This window comes from Actinospineispora eucalypti, assembly GCF_039543365.1.
Classification (GTDB): domain Bacteria; phylum Actinomycetota; class Actinomycetes; order Mycobacteriales; family Pseudonocardiaceae; genus Pseudonocardia; species Pseudonocardia eucalypti.
Genome location: NZ_BAABJP010000056.1, coordinates 13,947 through 35,299, shown reverse-complemented (window position 1 = coordinate 35,299; position 21,353 = coordinate 13,947). Strand labels below are relative to the sequence as shown.

Genomic DNA, 21,353 nt, shown 5'->3' with positions numbered 1-21,353 from the left:
AAATCTACGGAGCGGCGGCCAACCCATACGGGGCGACGCCGGCGCGGGCGGGGCCGGTGCGGGTGATCAGTGCGCGGGCGCCCCGGGTGTTGGTGACGGTGACGGTGGCTATGTCCGGGCGGTAGCGGTCGTCCGACCACTCCAGCGGCTGGCCGGCCGAGTCGGTGGTCAGGCGTCGCTCGCGCAACAGCGGGCTCCCTACCGGTACCTCGAGCAGCTCGGAGTCGAGTTCGTCCGCCGCGACCGCGTCGAAGGTGTGCCGGGCGGAGTGCAGGTCCACGCCCTGCTCGGTGAGGAACTCGTATATCGAGCCGGCGTCCAGGTCGGCGTCCAGCAGTGGGCGGCCGACGCGTTCGGTGTAGTTCATCCGCTCCAGCATGGCCGGCTGGCCGTCCAGCAGGCGCAGCCGGACCAGCTGCACGGCCAGCGCGTCCGGTTCGAGGCCGAGCGCGGCGGCCACGGTGGGGTCGGCCCGGCGCAGCGCGATCTCCCGCAGCCGCTGGCCGGGCACGTGCCCGGTGATCTCCGCGCGCCGGGTGAAGGAGAGGAACGACTCGAACGGCTGGGCCGGGACCGCGTCCAGCACCACCGCGCGCTTGCCCTGACCCCCGCCGATCAGGCCCTCGTCGCGCAGCGCGGCCAGTGCCTGGCGGACCGGTCCCCGGGAGGCGGAGAACTCCCGGCACAGCTGGGCCTCGGACGGCAGCGAGTCCCCAATGGCCAGCTCACCGGACCGGATCCGGTCCCGCAGCTCGGCCGCGAGCAGGCGGTGCAGGGGCTCGGTCATGGGGCTTAACTATACAAGTCAGCACCCGCTCGACCGGGCGGATCGCCCTTCCAGGGGCGATCAACATGAACATGCGATGACTTGTAGATACAAGTGATTGACGCTCGTAGCGAGCCGCTGTCAACGTGTCGGGTGTGACCCAGCCGAGTGAACAGCCGGTCGACCTGGTCGTGGTCGGAGCCGGCATCGTCGGCCTCGCGCACGCCGTGGAGGCCTCCGCCCGGGGCATGTCGGTGACCGTGGTGGACCGCGACGAGCGCGCGGTCGGCGCGTCGGTGCGCAACTTCGGGCACGCCTGCATCACCGCGCAGACCGGCGAGGCGCTGGCCTTCGGCGAGCGGGCCAGGGAAGCGTGGCTGCGCCTCGGCGCCGAGGCCGGGTTCGGGGTCGCCGAGTGCGGCACCGTGGTCGTCGCCCGCGCGCCGGAGGAGATGGCCGCCCTGGAGGAGCTGGCCGCCGAGCGGGGTGGGGACGACGTGCGGCTGCTCGGCCCGGAGGGCGTCCGGGCGCGGGTTCCGGTGGCATCCACCGGCCTGTACGGCGGCGCGTTCCTGCCCCGCGACCTGCGCATCGAGCAGCGCCGCGCGGTCGGCGCGATCGCCGAATGGCTGGCCGGCCGCGGCGTCGGGTTCCACTGGTCGACGCCGGTGCTGGGCGTGGAACCGGGCCTGGTGCGCACCGGCCGGGGCGAGCTGCGAGCGCGCCGCGTGGTGGTGTGCGTCGGGCACAACCTGGACCGGCTGCTGCCGGAGGTCGCCGACAAGGCCGGCCTGCGCCGCTGCGTGCTGCGCATGCTGCAGCTGCGGGTGCCCGGCGCGCGGGTGGCTCCGGCGCTGCTCACCGGCAGCTCCATGCTGCGCTACCCGGCGCTCTCCGGCACCGAGGGCGCCCGCGGGCTGCGCCGCTGCTGGCGGGTCGAGCGCCCCGAGCTGCTGGACGCGGTGGTCAACCACATGCTCACCCAGCTGCCCGACGGCGACCTGGTGGTCGGCGACACGCACGCCTACGCGGTCACGCCCGACCCGTGGGCCGACGAGGAGTGGGACGAGCTGCTCCTCGCCGAGACCCGCAAGCTGCTCGACCTGGCCGAAGCCCGGGTGGTCCGCCGCTGGCGCGGGGTCTACGCCAGCGCCGAAGGCGAGTTCCTCCGCGCCCCGGTCGAGCCCGGCGTCACCGCCGTCTCGGTGACCTCCGGGATCGGCATGACCACCGCCCTCGGGCTGGCCCCCGCCGTACTCGACACTTTCTGACCCTCCGATCGCTGCCGAAGATCCCTGCCGAAGATCCCTGCCGAACCGATCCGTGCCGAACACCCTCGAAAAACTCGGAGCTCACCATGTCCGTCCGCCGAGGACTGTTGGTCTTCCTCGCCACCGCCCTGCTCACCCTGACCGCCTGCGGCACGCCGTCCACCCCGCGGTCCGCCACCTGCCCCAACGGCAAGATCCGGTTCGGCATCGAGCCGTTCGAGGACCCGGCCCGGCTGACCCCGGCCGCCCGGGTGCTCGGCGACGCGCTGGCGAAGTCGCTGAACTGCCCGGTGGAGATCCAGGTGACGGAGAACTACTCCGCCGAGGTGCTGGCGATGCAGAACGGCCGCCTGGACGTCGCCATCTTCGGCCCACTGGGCTACGTGTTCGCCAGCCAGCGGGCGAAGGCCGAGGCGGTGGCCTCGTTCGGCAGCGCCGACGGCAAGCTGTCCAGCTACACCGCCGGCATCTGGGTCCCCAAGGACTCGGACATCACCTCGGTGGCCCAGCTGCGCGGCCGCTCGCTCGCGCTAGCCTCGGTCGGCTCCACCTCGGGTGACGCCCTGCCGCGCAAGGCACTGGTGGACGCCGGCATCCCGACCGGCGAGGTGCGCATCAACTACGCCGGCGGGCACCCGCAGGCGCTGCTCGCCCTGACCAACCACGCGGTGGACGCCGCCGAGATCAACTCGCAGCAGCTGGCCACCGCCACCGGCTCCGGCACCTTCGACCCGAACAAGTTCCGGCAGGTCTGGAAGTCCGAGCCCATCCCGAACGACCCGGTGACCGTGCGCGGCGACCTGGACCCGGCGTTCAAGAACGCGGTGCGCGACGCGCTGCTCAAGCTCGACCCGGCGGCCGTCGGCCAGATCGGCGCGCTGCTCGACGTGAGCCCGCCCGGGCCGCTGGTGGCCGTGGACCGCTCCACCTACCAGCCGCTGTTCGACCTGGCCAAGGCGCTCGGCCTGACCGAGAAGGACATCTGATGCTCACCCTGACCGGGGTCGGCGTGCGCTACGGCGACCGCCAGATACTGCACCGAGTGGACGTTCGGGTGGCGCCGGGGGAGCTGCTCGCGGTGCTCGGGGCGAACGGCTCCGGCAAGTCCACCCTGCTGCGCGCGGCGGCCGGGCTGGCCCCGTTGGCCGACGGCACGGTGACCGTGAACGGGCGCCCCCGTCACCCGCTGGACATCGCGATGGTCTTCCAGAAGATCCACCTGGTGGGCCGGCGCAGCGCGCTGGAGAACGTGTGCGCCGGGGCGCTCGGCCGGCTCCCACTGAGCCGGTCGCTGGTGCCGGCGCTGTTCCCCCGGGCGCTGCGCGAGGAAGCCATGGCCTGCCTGGACCGGGTGGGTCTGGCCGATCGCGCGCACGACCGGGCCGAGTCGCTGTCCGGCGGCCAGCAGCAGCGGGTGGCCATCGCCCGCGCGCTCTGCCAGCGCGCGCCGGTGGTACTCGCCGACGAGCCGGTGTCCGCGCTGGACCCGTCCGCCGCCGAGCAGGTGCTCGGGCTGCTCGCCGAGCTGGCCCACGGCGAGGGCCTGGCCGTGCTGGCCGTGTTGCACCAGCCCGAGCTGGCCCGCCGGCACGCGGACCGGATCGTCGGCCTGCGTGACGGGCGGGTGGTGCTCGACGGCCTGCCTACCGAACCGGTACACCACCTGTATACAAACGGCGTACTGGAGCCGGTCACATGAGCACCTCGACGCTGCCGGTTCGCCGGCTGCCGGTTCCGCCGAAGACCCGCCGCCCGCGCACGGTCGCCATCGGCTGGGTGATCGCCGCCGGGTTGCTGGTCGTGCACGTGATCGCCTGGCGGGCCACCGACGTGTCGTTCACCGCGCTGGTCGAGGGCTGGCGGGGCATGGCCGACTTCCTGGCCGAGGCGATTCCGCCGGACCTGTCCTGGAAGGTGCTCGGCCCCAGCCTGTCCGGGGCCGCCGTGACCCTGTGGATCGGGCTGCTCGGCACCACCCTCTCCGTGCCGGCCTCGCTGGCGCTGGCCCTGCTGGCCGCGCGCGACACCGCGCCGGCCGGGTGGGTCTACCAGTCGGCGCGCGGCCTGCTGTCCTTCCTGCGCGCGGTGCCGGACGTGGTGTTCGCGCTGATCTTCGTGACGGCGGTCGGGCTCGGCCCGTTCCCCGGCGTGCTGGCGCTGATCTGCCACAACGTCGGGGTGATGGGCAAGCTCTGGGCGGAGGCGTTGGAGGACGCCGACCCGGGCCCCGCCCTGGCGCTGCGCACGGCGGGCGCCGGCCGGTTGCAGATCGCCGCGCACGCCCTGCTGCCGATGGTGACGCCTCGCCTCGCCGGGCTGCTGCTCTACCGGTTCGACGTCAACGTGCGTTCCTCGCTGGTGCTCGGGCTGGTCGGCGCGGGCGGCATCGGCTTCCTGATCAACCAGTCCATCCAGCTGTTCCAGTTCGACGAGATGCTCACGCACATTCTGGTTGTGCTGGTGCTGATCGTCGCCGTCGACCGGCTCTCCGCGCTGGTCCGTCACCGTCTCGGGAGTGCTTCATGATCACCCTGGCCACGCTGGACATCGCCGGCACCACCGTCGACGAGGGCGGGGCGGTGTACCGGGTGCTGGCCGAGGTGGTGGCTGAGCACGGCACCCCGGCGGCCGAGGCGGACATCCGCCGGTGGATGGGCGCGGACAAGCGGGAGGCACTGGCCGCCCTCACCGGTGACCCGGGCGCGGCCGAGGAGCTGCACGAGAAGTTCGTGGCCCGGCTCCACACCGCCTACGCCGAGACGCCGCCCCGGCCGCTCCCCGGCGTCGCCGAGGCCATCGCCGAGCTGCGCGAGCGCGGCGTCCGCGTGGTGCTGACCACCGGGTTCGACCGCCAGGTGACCGACCCGCTACTGGCCTCGCTGGGCTGGCGGGTCGGCGAGCAGCTGGACGGCGTGGTGTGCGCGCCGGAGGTGGCGGCCGGCCGGCCGGAGCCCGACATGATCGTCGAGGCGATGCGCCGCACGGGGGTGGACAACCCGGCCAACGTGCTGGCCGCCGGCGACACCGTGCTGGACATCCGGGCCGGCCGGGCGGCCGGCGCCGCCATGGTGGTCGGGGTGCTCTCCGGCGCGCAGACCGCCGAGGAACTGGCCGGGGAGCACCCCACGCACATCCTGGGTTCCCTGGCGGAGCTCCCTTCGGTGCTGGCCGGGGAGCTCAGCCGGGGATAGCCGCGACCAACCCGCCGTCGATCACCAGGTCCTGCCCGTTCACGTAGGACGCCTCGGCGGAGGCCAGGAACGCGACTGCGTCCGCCACGTCCTCGGCGGTGCCGAAGCGGTCGGCGGCGATCCGGGCCAGCACGCCGGCGTGCTCCTCGACCGGGATCGCGTCGTGGAACATCGGCGTGGCGATGTAGCCGGGGCTGACCGAGTTGACCCGGATGCGCCGGGGCGAAAGCTCGGCGGCCAGCGTCCGGGACAAATTGTGCACCGCCGCCTTGGTGGCCGCGTAGAGGGCGGCGCCGGGCAGGCCCCGGTGCAGCGTCCAGGACGCGTTGACCACGATCGCCGCGCCGTCCGGCATCAGGGGCAGCGCCGCCCGCACGGTGAAGAAGACGCCCTTGAAGTTGATCCCCACCACCCGGTCGAACTCGGCCTCGGTGAGCTCCCCGGTGGGGACGAAGGTGGCCACGCCGGCGTTGGCGAACACCACGTCCAGCCGTCCATGGTGGTCCCGGATCGTGTCGGTCAAGGCGTCCAGATCGGCCAGGTCGGCCGCGTCGGCCCGCACCGCGAGCACCCGGTCCCCGCCGGCGAGCCGGGCCGCGGCGGCGTCCAGGCGGGTCTTGTCCCGTCCGGTGATCACCACCCTCGCGCCTCGTTCAACAGTCGCCGCGCGGTGGCCAGGCCCATGCCGCTGGTGCCGCCGGTGATCAGCGCGACCTTGTTCTCGAATCTTTCACTCATGCCCTCAGCGTGCGGCCGGGTGAGCGGCTCCGACAGGGCGTGCGTATCCGGGGTCTGGCGCCACCAGCCTGGGCAGGTACAGCTCGAGGTAATGGTTCGGGTGCTCGACCACGGCCAGCGTCGTCAGGTCGAAGATCAGCTCGCCGCGCTCCGGGTGGCGCACCGCCTTGACCGCGTTGCCGGATGTCCCCACGTCGTGGCGGGCCCACAGCTCGGCGAACTCCGGGCTGACCGTGCGCAGGTCGTCCACCAGCCGGTGGAACTCCGGGTCGCCGGGGGAGTGCGCCGCGTCGGCCCGGAACGCGGCGACCACGGACGGCGCCACCGCCGCCCAGTGCAGGTGCATGTCCCGGTACAGCGCGCTGGTGAAGAAGCTGACCAGGCAGTTGTGGTCGGTGTCCCGGTAGCCGAAGACCTCGCGCGCGGGTTCGTTCACCGCGAGCAGGTTCCAGTACCGATCGCGCAGCAGCGCCGGTCGGGGCGCCCAGGCCTCCAGCAGCCGGCACAGCTCGGCGGTGACCGGTTTCGTGCTGGTTCCCGGCTGGGGTGGATTGAGCCCGGCCAGCAGGTAGAGGTGGGTGCGCTCGGCGTCGGTCAGCCGCAGCGCCCGGGCGATGGCGTCCAGAACCTCCGGCGAGACGTTGATCTCCCGGCCCTGTTCCAGCCAGGTGTACCAGGACACCCCGACCCCGGCCAGCACGGCGACCTCCTCGCGCCGCAGGCCCGGCGTGCGGCGCCGCCCGCCCGCCGCCATGCCGACGTCGCCCGGGGTCAGCCGGGCCCGGCGGGTGCGCAGGAAGTCGCGCAGCTGCTCGCGCCGGGACTCGATGGGCACGAACCACGGTAACAACGTTCCGGGTTGTCCCGGGGCGTCCGGTCTTGTAGGTGTGGGTGATGACCGCGAGCACCCTGGCGCCGGACGAGGTGCCCTACTTCGACATCGCCGACCCGACGTTCTCCGTGCGGTCCGAACCGGTCCGGGCGGCGCGCGACGGCGGCTGGTACGCGCGGACCAACTACGGCCTGGCGGTGCTGCGGCACGCCGAGGTGAACGAGCTGCTCAAGGACCGCCGGCTGGTGCAGGGCAGCGCCCGCTGGCCGGAGCGCAACGGCGTGCACGGCGGGCCGTTCGCGGACTGGTGGTCCAAGACGCTGCTCAACCTGGAGGGCGCCGACCACACCCGCATCCGCCGGCTGCTCACCCCGGCGTTCTCGCCCAAGCTGATCCAACGGCTCACGCCGAGCTTCCAGGAGCTGGCGCACGAGCTGGTCGACGGCTTCGCCGAGCGGGGAAGCTGCGAGTTCATCGGCGAGTTCGCCGAGCCGTTCGCGGCCCAGGTGCTCACGATCATGCTGGGCATGCCCCGCTCGGAATGGCGCACCCTGGCCCGTTGGTCCGGCGACCTCGGCGCGGCGCTCGCGGTGACCATCCGGCGGGACATCGACCGGGTGCATGCGGCGCTCGAGGGGCTGTACGGCCACGCCGACACGTTGATCGCCGACCGCCGGCGCAGCCCCGGCGAGGACTTCGTCTCCCGGCTGGTGGCCGCGCAGACCGAGCAGGACCGGCTGACCGAGGCCGAGCTGCGTAACGCGATAGTGCTGCTGATCTTCGGCGGCATGGACACCACCCGCAACCAGCTCGGTTTGGCTCTGCACACATTTACGCAACACCCCGACCAGTGGCGGCTGCTCGCGGAGCGGCCCGAGCTGGGCAAGCCGGCGGTGGAGGAGGTGATGCGGGTGAACCCGACCACCACGTGGATCACCCGGGAGGCCGCCGAGGACCTGGAGTTCCGCGGCCTGCGGATCGCCAGGGGCACCACGGTTCACCTGTTCGCCGAGGCGGCCGGGACGGATCCGGCGGCGGTGCCGGATCCGGGCTTCGACATCACCGCTGAGCGCGGCGGGCACTTCGCCTTCGGCGGCGGCGTGCACTACTGCCTCGGTCACGCGGTGGCCCGGGCGGACATGGCGATTGCGCTGCCGGTGCTGGCCGCCCGGCTGCGCGCGCTCAGCCTGGCCGGCGAGCCGTTGGCGATGCCCATATCCGGCAACACCGGTTTCCTCCGCCTGCCATTGGCGTTTTCCGCGCTCAGGCGCTGAGCCTCGTGGCCAGTCGGTCACGCACGAAATCCTCCAGGCGAACGACCACGAAACCGACCGTGCCGGTGGCCACCAGTTCACGTTCGTCCCGGGCCTGCACCGACCATTCGGAATACCGCCCGTTCACCGATGTGCAACGAGCGGTTACCGACAATATGGTTCCGGCGGGGATCGGGGCCAGGTGAGAAATGGTGATCCGGCTGCCCAGCGAGCACTCGTCGTCGGTCAGGTAGGCGCGCAACGCGGCCATTGCCGGCCACTCGCACATGCCGACCAGCCAGCCCGAGGCCATGACTTCCGGCTTGCGGGTGAACTCGTCCACCTCGGGCAGCAGCCGGCGCACCATGTGCTGCTCGCCGACTCGGCACACCACGGTGTGCTCTACCCCGATCACCAGCTTGGACAGGGTGTTCACCAGGCCGTCCCGTCCTCCGCCAGGTGGCCGTCGTCGCCGTGCCGCTCGGGCAGCACACACCGCCACGACTCACCCGGGATCGGGGCCAGCCGGTCGCCGCACGGGGTCCCGAACTGTTCGGCCAATTCGGTGAGCGCATCCAGTTTGTCCGCGAATTCCATTCGCCTGACCTTTCCCAGTTTGTTACGTACGGGTTACCGGGCTCGCAGATCCGCCGGCGCGACGATGCGCGTGCCCCCGTATGGTCCACTGAATTTGAGGGATGCTCAACATAAAGTGCACCTAAAGAAATCAGGCAAATCCTTAGAAATGTCGCGTTTTGCCTGATCTTGGCCATGTCGGCGCGACGGTGATCGGCTGCGCAATGACCTGGCTAACACCTGACCGAGTGAATTCAGGAGCCTGATGATTGAAAGCTGGATAATTGCGAGACCGTCGCTATAGCGAGCCGACCAGGGTGACGGTGACCTGATCGCGCGGGCACACCCAGGTAGCCGCCCCGTCCCGGACCTCCACCCGCAGCGGATGGGTAACCGGGTGGTGCGGGCACGGTGGCCAGTTGGTCGGGGAGTCGTACCAGAGTTCCTCGATCACGAACTCCTGCACTCGTTCGGTCGCCCTGGCGATGCGGTCCGCCTCGGGCTCCCGCAGCATGATCATCACGCCCATGCCGTAGCCGTTGCGTCCGCGCAGCATTGCCGAAGCGCTGTCGGGCACCTCGTACCCCATCGGCTCCATCTCACGCAGCCGCAACGGGCGCAGGCCGGTCGCGCGGATGTCGCGCCGCACCGGCGCCAACGCTTCGACCAGCAACTCGTGCACGGCCGCACCATAGCCACCCGGGCGGTCAGCGTGGCGGCCAACCGGGCGCGGCGTCGGCGTCACCGCCGATGTCCGTGTCGATGATCAGAGCGTGCGCTCCAGGACCGCCGCGACCTCGCGGAACCGGCTGACCGGCACCAGGTGGACCCCGTCGCACGCGCCGGACTCGCGCAGTGCCAGCACCTGTTCACAGGCCGCCGCGACCCCGGCGGCCGGATCATCGGCCACCCGCCGGACCAGCTCGTCCGGGATTTCGATGTCCGGGATCGTGGCCGCGAGTCGCTTGGCCATGCCCACGCTGGCCAGCACCATCACGCCGACGTAGACCGGCAGCTCCGTCGGGTTGGCCTCGCGCCAGCGCAGCAGCGCCTCGACCGAGTAGCTGACCTGGGTCAGCACGAAGTCGGCGTCCCGCTTCCACGCCGGAAACCCCCGGCCCAGCGCGGCGGTCACCCCGACCCGGAAGGGCGCGACGCCCTCGAACGCCGCCTCGTCGGTCGCCCGGCGGGCCGCTTCGATCATGGTGCGCACGGTCAGCTGGCTGGTCCGCTGCCCGACGCTCGGGGCATCGCCCCGCACGAACAGGAACTGGTCCACCCCGTAAGCCGCGGCGGTGAGCAGGTCCCGACGGAACCCGAGCAGATTGCGGTCCCGGGAGTTGAGGCAGGCGATGCTGCGCCCGCCCATGGCCGCCACCTCGTGGGCGACCGCAATGCTGGACACGGTCGCCCGCCCGATGTGGTTGTCCGGGATCAGGAACGAGTCGGCGACCGGGGCGAGGACCCCGATCTGGTGCCGGGCATGCCGCAGGTCCGGCCGCATCGGTGGCTCGATCTCGCAGATCAGGCGAAACTCACTCACATTGATCGAGCCTACGTCGCTCGAGCCCCGACCCGAGGAGGAAGAACCTGGAGGGGGCGCGGAAGACTCTGGTCGAGATCCTGGGTGAGACGCGCACACTTCCTCCAGCAACGTGGCAAGCTCAGCGAGTGAGGGGGTGAGCAGCCCGCGCCGAGTGTGTTGCCGGCCAGGGTGAGTGTGTCGAGGGCGGCGTCGGGGTTGGTGAGTGAGTCGTTGCTGAGCCCGTGGGTCCGCCGGCCGATGACGTTGTCGATAACGACGCCGGTGCTGTAGAGCATCCCGCCGGCCGCCAGTGTGCCGCCCACCACGGCCACGGTGCCCCGGACGCCACCGTGGGCGGCCACCGCGCCGTCGGCCCCGACGACATTCGCCGGTCGGGGCTGCCGGGCGGGCCGGTGTACCCGAGCCGGGGTACCCAGTGGTCCAACCCACCTTGGTCCACCAGCCGAAGGACCCGGTCCGCAGTGAGCAGGACGGTTTGGGGCGGGTAGTACTCCATGAGGTTCGGGCCATGCCGGTCCTCGGGTCAGGCAGGTCCGGGCCGAACTGCACGCGGGCAACCGTGGGCAGCGGCGGAGGCAGCGGATAACCGAGTTCGTGGAACCGCCGCACCCGGGTTGGGCTGAGGCATCGGCCAACGCGTCGCGGCCTGGCTATTGAATCCCTTCGTCGGCGGCGCCGGCGGGTTCGTCGCAGAGGAAATAGTCGAACGCATCCAGGTCCATTGTTTCAACGACGTGTGGTTGTACTTCGGTCAGGTTCTCTGGAGTCACTGGCCACTCCAGGCCATAGCCGGGGTCGTCGTCGGGAAGTGACCAAACCCGCCGGATGAACTCCGCATCCACGCCGACGGTGGCTATCATCCTAGTCAGATACCCTAGCTCTGCCTTCTCGTATTCTTCAATTACCCATTTGATCATTTTTGTAGGCGCCTTCCTGATGCCGGCCCCTTGGTCTGGCGGCCCTGTTGATCGAACTCGCCGAGGTTCTTCTTGTTCTTGCTCCACACCTCGTAGGTTCCGCCGCCGTAGGTGGGCAGGGTTCGGTCGAGGTGTTCGAGTAGGGCGGTGTCGCGGGTTGCGCGCAGCGCGCCGGCGGCTCGGGCGGTGCCGGTGAGGATCTTGCCGGCGCCGGCGCGTAGTAGGCCTGCGCCCGGGGTGACCAGGAGCAGGGGGGTGGAGTCCTTGAGCAGGGTCTTGAGGGGTGGTTGTAGTAGCCGGTGCCGAGTTGGCTGGTGTCGCCGTGGAGCAGGGTGGCGTGGCGGTTGGTGATGTTGGCGCCGAGCTGGTGGATGCCGGCGGAGAACGGGACGAGTCGTTCGTAGGTTTCCTGGGGGTTTCACCGATCAGCGCGTGGTTGGACAGGTCGTTGGAAGCGCCGGTGAGCTGGTCCCATTGGCTTGCGTTCGGGTTGGTTGCGTGCCTCATCGAAGTGGCTCGGGATGGCGTACGACGGCGGCGGCCTCTGGCCGAGGTGCCGGAGTTCGTCGCCGGGGTGGCCGCCGCGAACTGGTTGTCCGTGGAGCAAGTATGGCGGCTGGCTCGGCGCAGTTCGGAACTCTCCGGTGTGAATACGATGCTCCACAGGGGCCCCGACCCGTCGGACCTGATGCTCGCGCCGGTGGTGGTCTTCCTTGTGGCGGGGCGCCCGTAGCGGCCGTCAGGGCTGTGCGCGCGTGGTTGGGGGAACGGATTCGCCGGAGGGCGAGTTGGCCAGGGCGTGTCGGGCGAGGTGGTCCGCTCGGCGGGTGGTTTCGGGTAGTCGGTGTCGGCACAGGCGTAGTACGTGGGCACACGCGGTGGTCAGGTTGGTGCGGTGGCCGACGGATACGAACACGGGTTTGACGTTCTCGCGGGTGCGCAGTGCCCGCCCGACGACGCCGTCGTCGTCGCGGATTTCGGTCCAGGAACCGCGTGGCGGGTCCGGCATGCGGTAGGGGCCGACCGGGGTTTTCGCCACCCCGATGGTCGGCAGGTCGAGCAGCACGCCGAGGTGGCAGGCCAGCCCGAAGCGGCGGGGGTGGGCGAGCCCGCTGCCGTCGCAGATCAGCAGGTCCGGCGGGATGGTGAGTTTCTCCAGGGCGGCGGCGATGGCGGGCAGCTCGCGGAAGGCCAGCAGGCCGGGTTGGTAAGGGAACGCGGCTCGACCGTGCGCGGTGGCGGTCTCCAGCGGGGCCAGGGTTTCCGCGTCGAGCACGACCGCGGCGGCGGCGATCACGTCGTCGTCGGTGCGGTAGGCCACGTCGATCCCGGCCACGGTGTACACCTGGTCTGGCCCCGGATCCTCGACGCGGGCCAGGGGGCGCAGCTGGTTCTGCAGCGCGATGGCCTGTTGTGGCGTGGCCGGCCATGGGCCAGCGCTGAAGCGCTCGAACTCCGCAGGGGTCGATGGGGTGCTCATGGCGTTCGGTTCTGGTTCAGGGCTCATCGGGATAGCCCGGGCCGTACTCGATTTTTCCGTGCCAGACAGTGGGGAGCTTGCGGGGTCCTTCGAGGTTGAGGTAGGGGCAGTCCGCGGATCCTTGGCGCAGGGTCATGCTGTCGTCGCCGGGCTCGATCCACTGGACGTGGCCGGAGTCGAGCCAGGGCCCAAGCTCGAAATCATAGTCCGGGGTGAACGCTCTTCTCGCGCCCCAGCCACCCCATTCACCGTTTCCGTCGTGGACCGAGTAGTCGTCTTCTGCCCAGAAGTTGTATCCGAGGTAGAAACCGCCGGGTTTGGCCGGCTGCTGGCTGGTGTAGTAGGTGATAGGCCACCCGATGTGCGGGCCGACGCCGATCTGCGCGATGACCGCGATGGTGTTCGGCCAATCGAATAGATGAGGGATGACCCCAGGCACCCCTGGGCCGGGTTCGACGTGGATGGCTTTGCTGGTCACGGGCTGGTGTAGCCGCATCGCCCCGGTGAACGCAAGAAAGCACCTCGGTGGCTTCTTCGGGATTCGCCTGATGGTTGCGTCGTAGTTCCAGGCCCAACCGTCCAGGTCGACGGTATCCAGCGCCCAGGTGAGCAACTCCCCGGTGAACGGGCAGCGAGACACCGCAACCTCCGGCAACAACTTCCGATACTTGACCAGCGCCTTGTCCATCTCCCAGCGATAATCGCCGGCTCTGATCTGGTCCGACTCGTTCTCAGAACGCTCCAGCTCGATTGCCCGCTGCTCGGCTCGGTTGCCTTCCTCCATGATCGCGTCACGCCCGGCGCGGAAGCGCTCGAACTCCGCGGGTGTTGATGGGGTGCTCATGGCATGCGGTTCTGGTTCAGGGCTAATCGGGGTAGCCCGGGCCGTACTCGATCTTGCCGTGCCGGATGGTGGGGAGCTTGCGGGGTCCGTCGAGGTTGAGGTAGGGGCAGCCGGTGGATCCTTGGTGGAGGGTCATGGTGTCGTCGCCGGGTTGGATCCATTGGAGTTGGCCGGAGTCGAGCCAGGGTTCGAGCTCGAAGTCATAGTCCGGGGTGAACGCTCTTCTTGCGCCCCAGCCAACCCATTCACCGGTGCCGTCGTGGACCGAGTAGTCGTCTTCGGCCCAGAAGTTGTATCCGAGGTAGTAGCCGCCGGGTTTGGCCGGCTGGCTGCTGGTGTAGTAGACGATGGGCCACCCGATGTGCGGGCCGACGTCGATCTGCGCGATGACCCCGATGGTGTTCGGCCAGTCGAACAGATGAGGGATGACCCCGGGCACCCCTGGGCCGGGTTCGACATGGATGGCTTTGCTGGTCACGGGCTCGTGTAACCGCATCGCCCCGGTGAACGCAAGAAAGTACTTCGGCGGCTTCGGCATGCGCCGGACCGTCGCATCGTAGTTCCAGGCCCAGCCGTCCAGGTCGACGGTGTCGAGCGCCCAGGTCAGCAGTTCCCCGCTGAACGGACAGCGAGACACCGCCACATTCGGCAGCAAAGCTCGGTACTTGTCCGAGGCCGCATGCCTGGCCCACCAGTACTCGCCGGCCATGATCTGGTCCGACTCGTTTGCGGAACGGTCCAGCTTGATGGCCTGTTGCTTGGCTTGGTTGCCTTCCTCCATGATCGCGTCGCGTCCGGCGCGGAAACGCTCGAATCCGGCTGGGGTTGAGGGTGCGCTCATTGCAGCGGGTCTCCCGTTCCGTCGACGAGCGTGGGCGGGGAGTTCGGACTGAACCGTATCAACGGTTCACCCCCTGAGCGGTGGTTGTGCACGATCCGATCGTAGATACCCTGCTCAACGGTATTGTTCGGCTTCCAGTACATGTGCGGGCCGTGCTCGACTCCCATGTCCTCGTCGAGCATCTTTCTGATCAGTTCCTTTTCCTCTTCTCTTGTGAGGCGTTCGCCGGTGTCGGTCTTCCGGATGTCGAACATGTCGTTGTCGGCCACGTACGGCTTCCACTCCCCGTGCTTGTCTTTGCCGTAGACGACTCCTCCGTCGACCTTGACCTTTCCGTCAGCAACGAGGCGGTCGAGGTTTTGCTCCTGGTCGGCGTACTCCTCCAGGCGTTGCTGGTGACGGGCTCGCAGGGCGGTCCAGTCCTGGTCGGACAGGTTTCCGCGTACCGGTTCGCGGGGGTTGAAGGAGCCGACCCGGCCTCGCTGCCCCTTCAGTTGTGGGTCGAGTATCTCGTCGTACTCGTTGATGGTCTTGTTCTTGATGTCCTTGGTCTTGGGGATTCCGGTGCCGGCGAGGCGGTCGGCCAGGGAGAACAAGCTGGACGGGCGGACAGTGATCGTAAGGCCCAGCCGGTCGGCGAATCGCTGGAACGCCCGCTGGTCCTTGGCCGGCATGCCGTGCTTGTTCTGTATCTCCCCGGCGCTGGGGAAGCCGGTGACGTCGCGCTGGCGTCCGCCGACCGAGTCCTCCAGGAGCCTTCTGTCCGGGTGGCCTGGGGGGTGGGTCGACCGGCCCGACAGGCTGGTGGCCCCCTCGGTCATGCGGTGGCAGTTGGCGCAGTTGGGGATCGGTGTCCACGTACGTTTCCGCCAGTCGAGGTGGCGGTTGACGATGAGGAACTCGTTCAGTGTCGCGGCGTCCGTGTGCTTGCCGCGCCGCCACAGCAGCTCGTTCACGCCCTTCATCTCGGCGTGCCGCAACGGGTCCGCCATGTACGGGAAGTCCGAACTCACGAGACGGCCGTTCTTCGTGAGTGGTTCCCCGGTGCGCCGGTCAAACTGCGGGTACGGCCCGTCGGCGCGCAGAACGCCGTACCGCTCGCCCATCACGGGGTGCACCGATCCCGCGGCCAGCGAGGTACGGCCATTCACGTACGGCACGAAGTCGCCGGTGCGTAGGTCCACCATGATCGACACATTCGGGCCTATGTCGCCCCTGCGCAGGGTTCCGGAAGCCTCCAGGTCCATGATGCGGGCGGCGTGCTTGTCGACAAGATCGTTGGCAGCCCGTTCCACGGGCATCCCGCCGACGTGAGTGATCAAGCCGCCCCGGTCTCTGGTCACCGACTCTTCACCGAACCGGGACGAGTGGCCGGCCGCCAGGGCTGGGTCCGGCTCGCCGGCAAATCCGGCCTTGTGGTTGGTCGCTCCGGTCCACCGCGGGTGGAGGCGGCGTACGAAGTCGCGGTCGTGTGCGCGGAAGGTGGCGTAATCGGGGTGGCTGGCGAGTAGTTCGGGGAGGCCCGCGCGTTGTTTCTTGGTGAGGTCGAGGTCGTCGGCGAAGGCCGCTCGGTGGGCGGGGACCTGGCCGTCGAGGCGTTGGGCGAGCGAGGCAACGCGATGGGCATTGACGCGCGGGCGGATGATTGATTTGACGAGCCCACCGGCGCCGGTGGCCATGAGGACGACGTTGGCGTCCTCGAGGACGGTTTGCAGGGGTCGTTCGTAGTAGTCCTTGCCGAGTTGTTTCCCGCCCTCGGTGAAGGGTGATTTCCAGCGGTTGGCGAGGCTGGCGCCGTACTCCTTGAGGCTGTCCACGTATTCGTGGCTGAACGGGAAGAGCCTGCGGGAGGCCTGTTGGTCTGTTTCGCCGCCGAGGCGGTGGTCGGTCAGGTCGAGGCCGGATGCCAGATGGCCCCACATTGCGTCTTGGGCGGTATGTGCTTGGCCCTTGCCGGTGTTGCCCCATTCGGCTGCGAGGTCCGATGCGTGTCTGGGGAGGCCGGCCAGCGTGCCGCTGACGATCTCGTTGAGGTCGTCAGCCGCGTTGTTGACGATCGGGGTGTCGAGCCAGCCGCCCTGCCAGGAGTGGGGTTTGCCGCGGTCTTGCCGGATCTGTTGGGCTGCCTGCTCGCCGCCCCGGAGCAACAGGTCGATCTTGTTGTCACGGATGTAGCTGTCTAGCTCTGCCCGGTCTTGCGGGGAGAACCCGGCGGTGTACGAATCGAGACCGTTCCCGCTGGCGAGGATGTCCTTGAGCGCTTCCGCGGCGTCGTGGTCGGCCTTTGTCCGAGGGTTGTTGAGCCGGTCGAAGCCGGGCATGTCCAGGCCCAGCTTGCCGAACAGGTCGCGGACGCCCGACGGGTCACCTTGCTGGGCAATGCGGTGGACTGCCTCGTGAACCGGCAGCCCACCGGCCGTCACAAGCCGGCGCATCCCCTCGTTTCCGAACAGCTCACGGGCTCTGCCCGCGACCTCCTGGTACTTCTTGATCGCGGACACGTCGGTGTTGATCCGCTCGGTCAGTAGCGCGTCACGGCGCTGGTCGAGATCCCGTGCTTGGGCGTTCAGCTCTTCGGCCTGCTTGGCTGTCCCACCCTTGGCCCGGAAGTCCGCGACCCTCTGGTTGTGGGCCGCTTGCAACGCGTCCAGCGAGGCGTCCTCGTCGGCGAGGCGTTTCTCCGTCTTCGGGTCGCGGGTGACCCTGCCGCGGTCGACCTGCGACTGCTGCCGGATCAGTGACTCGGCGGCGCGCTGGGCGCGTCGCTCGGGGGTTTCCGAACCGCCCGGGCCGGCCGGGGCCAGCGCATCGAGGGTGCGTGGCCGGTTCTTGAGCACCTCGGCCAGGTTGTCGCGTGCCCGCAGGACCTCCTCGCGGGTGGGTTTGCGATCGTGATCGGTGTAGTCGGGGTTGAAGCTCGACACCGTCTCGGGTGAAGACTCGGCGCTCTCCCGCAGCTCGGGGCTCAAGCCCTCCTCGCCGCCCAGGTACTGCTTGGCGTAGTCCTCGAGCTGCTCCGTGCTCAGACCAGATCCGGGGAGCTCACCGCTGCTCGGCCGGGGCTCGCCCCGGGAGGAGCTCCCTGGCTCACCAGGGGTGGGGAGCAGGGACGGCTTACCCGGGTCCTTGTAGGGCGCCAGGATTCCCGCGATGGGATCCGTGGTGCTCGGCTTGCCTCCGCCCAGGTTCGGCGAGGTGTCCGATCCCCGGTCGGGATCGATCAGCGGGGACAGCGACTTCGGGGAGGCGCGGGGCTGGCGTGGCGAGGTTCGGGGGTCGTTGGGCTGAGGAGTCGTCGTCCGGTTCAGCGCCTGGCGAGCGCGTTCGGCGTCGTCGAGTTCCTGGTCGGGGTTGGTGGCGCTGTTGTGGTTGGTGCCCCCGGCCTGGCCGGTGCCGCCGTTGGGGTTGGTGAGATTGCTCGTGCCGGGGGGCGCCGGGGCGGTCGGCAGCTCGGGTTTCTGGTCACCGTCACCGGGCTGTTCGCCACGGCCGGGATTGGCCAGATCGGGACGGAGGATCAAGTTGCCGAGTTCTCTGGCCCGGTCGTCCTGGGGCTCTGGGGACTCAGCAGAGTTGGTAGCCGGGTTGGTGGACGGAGCAGCGCCGGGTTGCTGGCCGGGGGGTGTGCCTGGGCAGGTGCCGGCGCCGCATGGGACCGGCGCCTGGGGGTTGTTCACCGCCGGGCTGTCGGAGGTCGCCTGCTCGTTGGGGCGCCGCTGTGGGACTGCCAGTGAGGCGTTGCGCGCCGTCGCGGTGGTGGCGGTGGAACCGCGGTTGGCCGTGGTGTTGGGCTGTGCGCCCGCCGTGACGGCCCTGGTGGTGGTTGCGCCGGGGGAGTGGGTCAGGTTCGCGTTGGTGGCGTTGGTTCCCGGGGTTGGGGGGTCCGCGCCGGCGAGGGTGTCCTGGGGGCGGTTGTCGGTGCGCTGAGCGGAGTCCGGCTCGGCGGAGGCGTTGCGGGCGTCGGCCTGGCCGGCGTTGGCTTGCTGGCCCGTGGCGGCGGTGGGCGCGCCGGCGTTGCCGGTCTGGCCGCCGTTGCCCACCGTGGCCGGGCTGCCCGGGTTGGATTGGCCGGGCGGTTGTTGGTCCGGTTGGGGCTGAATGGCCGTCTCGGTTGACCTGGCCGTCCGGGTGGGGCCGGTCCCGGTGCCGCCTTGTCGGGCGGCCTGGCCGGGGGAGACGCAGCCGGTGCCGCCGGCGGCTTGGCAGGTCTGTTCGCCGGTGGCCTGGTGTTCGCCGTCCTGTGGGCGGGTCAGGTTGGCGGTCTGGGCGGTGCAGGTGCCGGATTGGCCGCAGTCACCGGTGGTGGTTGTGCCCGCGTTGTCGGTGGGGCGGGGCCGGGCGGCGAAGGTTTGCGGCTCTTCGGTCTGGGCGCCGGTTTGGGTCGCGGTCGGGTGCCCGGGTTGGCCGGTGGCGGTGTTGACCGGTTGCCGATCGGGTTGCGGCTGCTCGCCGGTGCCCGCCCTGCCGGGCTGGTTCTGCCGGGTGCGGGCCGCCGCGTCGGTCTGTTCCCGGTCGGGCTGCTGGCCGGTCCGCTGGCTCGCCGGTTGGCCGGTGTGACCGGTCCGGGCGTTACCGGGGTTGCGGTCGCTGTTGCTGGCCGCGTTGTCGGCCTGCTGCTCGTCCGGTCCGCGCTCACGCGGGGTACCACCGGACTGGCCGCCGTTCTGGCCGTCGGGGTTGCCCTTGTCACTCTGGCCGGCGGCCTTGCCGGTCTGGTCCTCGCCGGGACCTTTGTCGGACTTGCTCCCGCCGGACTTGCCGCTGGAGTTGCCGCCGCTGGAGTCCTTGCTTCTGGCATTACCCGACCCGTCGTGTTCACCGCCACCGCCACCGCCACCGCCACCGTTGCCATCGCCGCCGCTGCCGGCGGGTTCGGCGGAACGCAACGGCGTCGCGAGGGCGACCGTGTCGACAACCGGGCCAGAGACCGACTCGGACTGCGCGTGGACCGGTGACAGCCACGCCACCGCGAACCACGCCAACCCGATCCCGGCCAACAACACCGAAAGCGGCAACCGCGATGCCACCCGCAACACGGTGGGCAGGGACGACGGCAGCACGACCGGTGGCACGACGCAGCCGCGTCGCCCCCCAGCCCTGACCGTCGCCCACGACATCGCGAAACCACTCCAGGCAGACTCGGTGACCGAAACCAACACACCTGCGCCCGCGAGCCCGCCGGCGGACAGCTTTCTGCCCACCGCACGAAAACCCAGGAAGAAGAGACGGATCGACCGGCTTGCCGCGGCTGGCCTACACGCGGGAGCCCGACACCACACACCCCGAGTCCGGAGCGCGCGACATCGACCCAGGTCGACTGGCCAGCCGCGGTGCAACTCACGCGGAGACCGTGCCCCAAGTGCCGGACGCCGGCAACGTTGGGTACATCGACCAGGACACACACCAGTGGTGCGTGCGAATCAAGCATACCGGAGCGTCCTTTCGCCGCAAGGCTGATTCGCCGCATAGGATTCATTCGGTTGCAGCGGTGCACGTCATGGCTATCCTGTGATCACCGTCGTTCTCGGCACGTTGCCGCACGGCACCAAGCGGCGACAGCCGGAGCTGAGGTCTTCCGCGTGAGTCGTACCGTGGATGAACCGCTGGGCAGGGCCTGGGTGAAGTAGCCCCGGAGCGACCCGTCCGCCAGCTCCGCATGTTCGTCGTTCCCACGCTTATACCCGCTTTGACCTGCACAGACGCTTCCTGGAGTGGTGATCACGATGTCCCGTCCGAGCCCTGCCGTCGCGTTGCCCGGGCTGGCTGCGGCGTTGCTCGCCGGGGCGCTGGCCGTCCAGCCGGTGTCCGCGCCGGCCGCCGAGATGACCCCGGTTCGGCTGGTCGCCGAGGCGGGGCCGCTGGTGCCGGAGCGGTCGCCGGACAACGACGAGGGCGACGTCGGCTCGGCCGACGGCTCCTCGAGGAGCGACCGCTCGGACTTCGGGCTGAGCAGCGGGGGCTCGGGGAAGAAGGGCGACGAGCAGCAGGACATCCTCGAGGGGGAGTCCGGGTCGGGTAAGCCCAGGTCGTCCGGTGCGCAGGGCGGCGGCAAGCACTCCGGGAAGGACGACGAGGGTGACGGCGGCTCCTGGATCGGGAAGCTGCTGGACTCGATCTTCAGCGGGATCGCCAAGGCTCTGGGCTGACCCTGAACTGCCCCTGAGCCGACCCGCGGCGGAAACGCCCGCCGGCGCCGTCACCGGTGCCGGCGGGCGTTTCAACTGTCCGGGCATAGTCGGCCGGCTGTGGCCAAATCCGCTGGCCACGGGGGTGCAGTCAGGTGGCCACGGTGGCCATGGTGGGCGTGGGCGGGTCCGTGTCCGCCGGGGTGGGGGCGGCCATCGGTGGCCGGTCACGCCCGCCAGCTGGCCGCTGGGCGGCCGGGCCGGGCGGCCACGAGCGGGGTGGCCAGCCGGCCGAGCCGCGGCCGCGGACAGCCGTTGCGGGCGCCCGGGGTGGCCGCGGCCGGCGGGCCGGCCACGGGTCCGGGGGCAGCCAACCGGGCGGTACTTGATCGTCGCCGAGTTGTGATTGTCCACGGAGGGGGTGGTGTCTACCCTGGAAGGTGCCTGGAGCTTCGCGGGTTCCGGGTGCCTGGTAGCTCCAGCGACTGCGAGGACTCAGCGCATTCGGTGGAGCCGGCGTCCCTCGGTGTGAATGTGCCACGGACGGACCTCCGGGTAGCGGGTACGCGCAGGTCAGCGCTCTGGAGGCGCTTACCTCTAGTTTGCTGCGCTCTTTTTCAGCCAGGTTGGGCGGTGCGGTAGCCGTCCGGCGTGGGCAGATTCGGGTGCCGGTGGACGGCCCGCCTCCTGATGTCCCGTGCCGTATCGAGGCCACTGGTCCGCGACCGGCCTCCACCGACTTTCGTCCGCGCACCGGCGACGCGCGGACGCGGGAGCCGTCATGCACGCGCCGTCAATATTCCGGACCCCTCTCGACGAGCGGCCGCGGTCGACCGGACACGCCCCGGTGACCCCGGCCAGGATGGCCATGCCCACGGCCGCTGGACACGGCTGGGGACGCCCGGCGGAGACCCCGGGCCGCGGCGCCGCGGCCACGTCCGCCCCGGCCACCGCCCGGGTTGGCCGGCTGGCC

The 21,353-nt window shown here is 70.3% G+C and carries 20 protein-coding genes; 8 read left to right on the top strand and 12 right to left on the bottom strand.

Translation table 11 applies throughout. The features are described 5' to 3' along the window. Positions 1–4: 4 nt before the first annotated feature. Positions 5–787: a UTRA domain-containing protein gene (locus ABEB12_RS36655; protein ID WP_185066336.1), complete on the bottom strand. Its 783-nt coding sequence runs from the start codon at positions 785–787 to the stop codon at positions 5–7. 134 nt (positions 788–921) lie between these two features. On the opposite strand from ABEB12_RS36655, the gene ABEB12_RS36650 reads away from it, so the two are divergent. The 5 genes from ABEB12_RS36650 (at position 922) to ABEB12_RS36630 (ending at position 5,228) form a co-directional block, all read left to right on the top strand. Further along, positions 922–2,037, top strand: a complete 1,116-nt coding sequence (locus ABEB12_RS36650) for a TIGR03364 family FAD-dependent oxidoreductase (protein ID WP_185066335.1) — start codon at positions 922–924, stop codon at positions 2,035–2,037. An 86-nt stretch (positions 2,038–2,123) separates the two neighbouring features. Then, positions 2,124–3,023 (top strand): phosphate/phosphite/phosphonate ABC transporter substrate-binding protein, encoded by a 900-nt coding sequence (locus ABEB12_RS36645; RefSeq protein ID WP_185066334.1) that lies wholly within the window; start codon positions 2,124–2,126, stop codon positions 3,021–3,023. Next, a complete protein-coding gene (locus tag ABEB12_RS36640) occupies positions 3,023–3,736 on the top strand; it encodes an ATP-binding cassette domain-containing protein (protein WP_185066333.1) in 714 nt (237 codons plus the stop codon). The genes ABEB12_RS36645 and ABEB12_RS36640 overlap by 1 nt, the downstream gene beginning before the upstream one ends. Next, positions 3,733–4,563: a phosphonate ABC transporter, permease protein PhnE gene (gene phnE / locus ABEB12_RS36635; protein WP_185066332.1), complete on the top strand. Its 831-nt coding sequence runs from the start codon at positions 3,733–3,735 to the stop codon at positions 4,561–4,563. Before ABEB12_RS36640 ends, phnE begins: the two co-directional genes overlap by 4 nt. Further along, positions 4,560–5,228, top strand: coding sequence for a phosphonatase-like hydrolase (locus ABEB12_RS36630; protein ID WP_185066331.1), 669 nt, complete (start codon positions 4,560–4,562; stop codon positions 5,226–5,228). Before phnE ends, ABEB12_RS36630 begins: the two co-directional genes overlap by 4 nt. Here the strand turns inward: ABEB12_RS36630 and ABEB12_RS36625 are convergent. Both ABEB12_RS36625 and ABEB12_RS36620 read right to left on the bottom strand, forming a co-directional pair. Then, entirely contained in the window at positions 5,215–5,868 is a 654-nt protein-coding gene (locus ABEB12_RS36625) for an SDR family NAD(P)-dependent oxidoreductase (RefSeq protein WP_345703455.1), read from the bottom strand. The two genes, ABEB12_RS36630 and ABEB12_RS36625, sit on opposite strands and share 14 nt — an antisense overlap. A 102-nt stretch (positions 5,869–5,970) precedes the next feature. Continuing rightward, positions 5,971–6,801 (bottom strand): helix-turn-helix transcriptional regulator, encoded by an 831-nt coding sequence (locus ABEB12_RS36620; protein WP_345703454.1) that lies wholly within the window; start codon positions 6,799–6,801, stop codon positions 5,971–5,973. A gap of 59 nt (positions 6,802–6,860) precedes the next feature. Here ABEB12_RS36620 and ABEB12_RS36615 point away from each other — a divergent pair, with 59 nt between their 5' ends. After that, a complete protein-coding gene (locus ABEB12_RS36615; RefSeq protein WP_185066330.1) occupies positions 6,861–8,072 on the top strand; it encodes a cytochrome P450 in 1,212 nt (403 codons plus the stop codon). Here the strand turns inward: ABEB12_RS36615 and ABEB12_RS36610 are convergent. The 5 genes from ABEB12_RS36610 to ABEB12_RS36590 form a co-directional block, all read right to left on the bottom strand. Continuing rightward, positions 8,062–8,487, bottom strand: coding sequence for a thioesterase, FlK family (locus ABEB12_RS36610; protein WP_185066329.1), 426 nt, complete (start codon positions 8,485–8,487; stop codon positions 8,062–8,064). The two genes, ABEB12_RS36615 and ABEB12_RS36610, sit on opposite strands and share 11 nt — an antisense overlap. Beyond that, a complete protein-coding gene (locus ABEB12_RS36605; RefSeq protein ID WP_185066328.1) occupies positions 8,484–8,648 on the bottom strand; it encodes a hypothetical protein in 165 nt (54 codons plus the stop codon). The genes ABEB12_RS36610 and ABEB12_RS36605 overlap by 4 nt, the downstream gene beginning before the upstream one ends. Positions 8,649–8,925: 277 nt before the next feature. Then, positions 8,926–9,309 (bottom strand): hypothetical protein, encoded by a 384-nt coding sequence (locus tag ABEB12_RS36600; RefSeq protein WP_185066327.1) that lies wholly within the window; start codon positions 9,307–9,309, stop codon positions 8,926–8,928. Between the two features lie 84 nt (positions 9,310–9,393). After that, positions 9,394–10,170: a methylenetetrahydrofolate reductase gene (locus ABEB12_RS36595; protein WP_221499051.1), complete on the bottom strand. Its 777-nt coding sequence runs from the start codon at positions 10,168–10,170 to the stop codon at positions 9,394–9,396. Positions 10,171–10,823: 653 nt separating this feature from the next. Further along, positions 10,824–11,090, bottom strand: a complete 267-nt coding sequence (locus ABEB12_RS36590) for a DUF7683 domain-containing protein (protein ID WP_185066326.1) — start codon at positions 11,088–11,090, stop codon at positions 10,824–10,826. Between the two features lie 322 nt (positions 11,091–11,412). Here ABEB12_RS36590 and ABEB12_RS36585 point away from each other — a divergent pair, with 322 nt between their 5' ends. Continuing rightward, positions 11,413–11,823: a hypothetical protein gene (locus tag ABEB12_RS36585; protein WP_185066325.1), complete on the top strand. Its 411-nt coding sequence runs from the start codon at positions 11,413–11,415 to the stop codon at positions 11,821–11,823. A gap of 6 nt (positions 11,824–11,829) precedes the next feature. Here ABEB12_RS36585 and ABEB12_RS36580 read toward each other — a convergent pair whose 3' ends face one another. The 4 genes from ABEB12_RS36580 to ABEB12_RS36565 are packed head-to-tail and all read right to left on the bottom strand — an operon-like array spanning position 11,830 to position 19,534. Beyond that, entirely contained in the window at positions 11,830–12,570 is a 741-nt protein-coding gene (locus tag ABEB12_RS36580) for an endonuclease V (RefSeq protein ID WP_185066324.1), read from the bottom strand. A 16-nt stretch (positions 12,571–12,586) separates the two neighbouring features. Continuing rightward, positions 12,587–13,414 (bottom strand): hypothetical protein, encoded by an 828-nt coding sequence (locus ABEB12_RS36575; protein WP_185066323.1) that lies wholly within the window; start codon positions 13,412–13,414, stop codon positions 12,587–12,589. 22 nt (positions 13,415–13,436) lie between these two features. Beyond that, positions 13,437–14,255: a hypothetical protein gene (locus tag ABEB12_RS36570; protein WP_185066322.1), complete on the bottom strand. Its 819-nt coding sequence runs from the start codon at positions 14,253–14,255 to the stop codon at positions 13,437–13,439. Further along, on the bottom strand, positions 14,252–19,534 hold the full coding sequence (locus ABEB12_RS36565) for a hypothetical protein (protein WP_185066321.1): 5,283 nt from the start codon (positions 19,532–19,534) through the stop codon (positions 14,252–14,254). The genes ABEB12_RS36570 and ABEB12_RS36565 overlap by 4 nt, the downstream gene beginning before the upstream one ends. A 444-nt stretch (positions 19,535–19,978) precedes the next feature. Between ABEB12_RS36565 and ABEB12_RS36560 the strand changes: the two genes are divergently transcribed. After that, a complete protein-coding gene (locus tag ABEB12_RS36560; RefSeq protein ID WP_185066320.1) occupies positions 19,979–20,401 on the top strand; it encodes a hypothetical protein in 423 nt (140 codons plus the stop codon). Positions 20,402–21,353: the final 952 nt, after the last annotated feature.

What these genes read in the sequence shown, in the direction of transcription:
- ABEB12_RS36580 (WP_185066324.1), bottom strand. Translation starts at nt 12,570, where the DNA reads ATGAGCACCCCATCGACCCCTGCGGAGTTCGAGCGCTTCAGCGCTGGC.
- ABEB12_RS36655 (WP_185066336.1), bottom strand. Translation starts at nt 787, where the DNA reads ATGACCGAGCCCCTGCACCGCCTGCTCGCGGCCGAGCTGCGGGACCGG.
- ABEB12_RS36630 (WP_185066331.1), top strand. Translation starts at nt 4,560, where the DNA reads ATGATCACCCTGGCCACGCTGGACATCGCCGGCACCACCGTCGACGAG.
- ABEB12_RS36560 (WP_185066320.1), top strand. Translation starts at nt 19,979, where the DNA reads ATGTCCCGTCCGAGCCCTGCCGTCGCGTTGCCCGGGCTGGCTGCGGCG.
- ABEB12_RS36640 (WP_185066333.1), top strand. Translation starts at nt 3,023, where the DNA reads ATGCTCACCCTGACCGGGGTCGGCGTGCGCTACGGCGACCGCCAGATA.
- ABEB12_RS36570 (WP_185066322.1), bottom strand. Translation starts at nt 14,255, where the DNA reads ATGAGCGCACCCTCAACCCCAGCCGGATTCGAGCGTTTCCGCGCCGGA.
- ABEB12_RS36605 (WP_185066328.1), bottom strand. Translation starts at nt 8,648, where the DNA reads ATGGAATTCGCGGACAAACTGGATGCGCTCACCGAATTGGCCGAACAG.
- ABEB12_RS36590 (WP_185066326.1), bottom strand. Translation starts at nt 11,090, where the DNA reads ATGATCAAATGGGTAATTGAAGAATACGAGAAGGCAGAGCTAGGGTAT.
- ABEB12_RS36575 (WP_185066323.1), bottom strand. Translation starts at nt 13,414, where the DNA reads ATGAGCACCCCATCAACACCCGCGGAGTTCGAGCGCTTCCGCGCCGGG.
- ABEB12_RS36645 (WP_185066334.1), top strand. Translation starts at nt 2,124, where the DNA reads ATGTCCGTCCGCCGAGGACTGTTGGTCTTCCTCGCCACCGCCCTGCTC.
- phnE (WP_185066332.1), top strand. Translation starts at nt 3,733, where the DNA reads ATGAGCACCTCGACGCTGCCGGTTCGCCGGCTGCCGGTTCCGCCGAAG.
- ABEB12_RS36615 (WP_185066330.1), top strand. Translation starts at nt 6,861, where the DNA reads ATGACCGCGAGCACCCTGGCGCCGGACGAGGTGCCCTACTTCGACATC.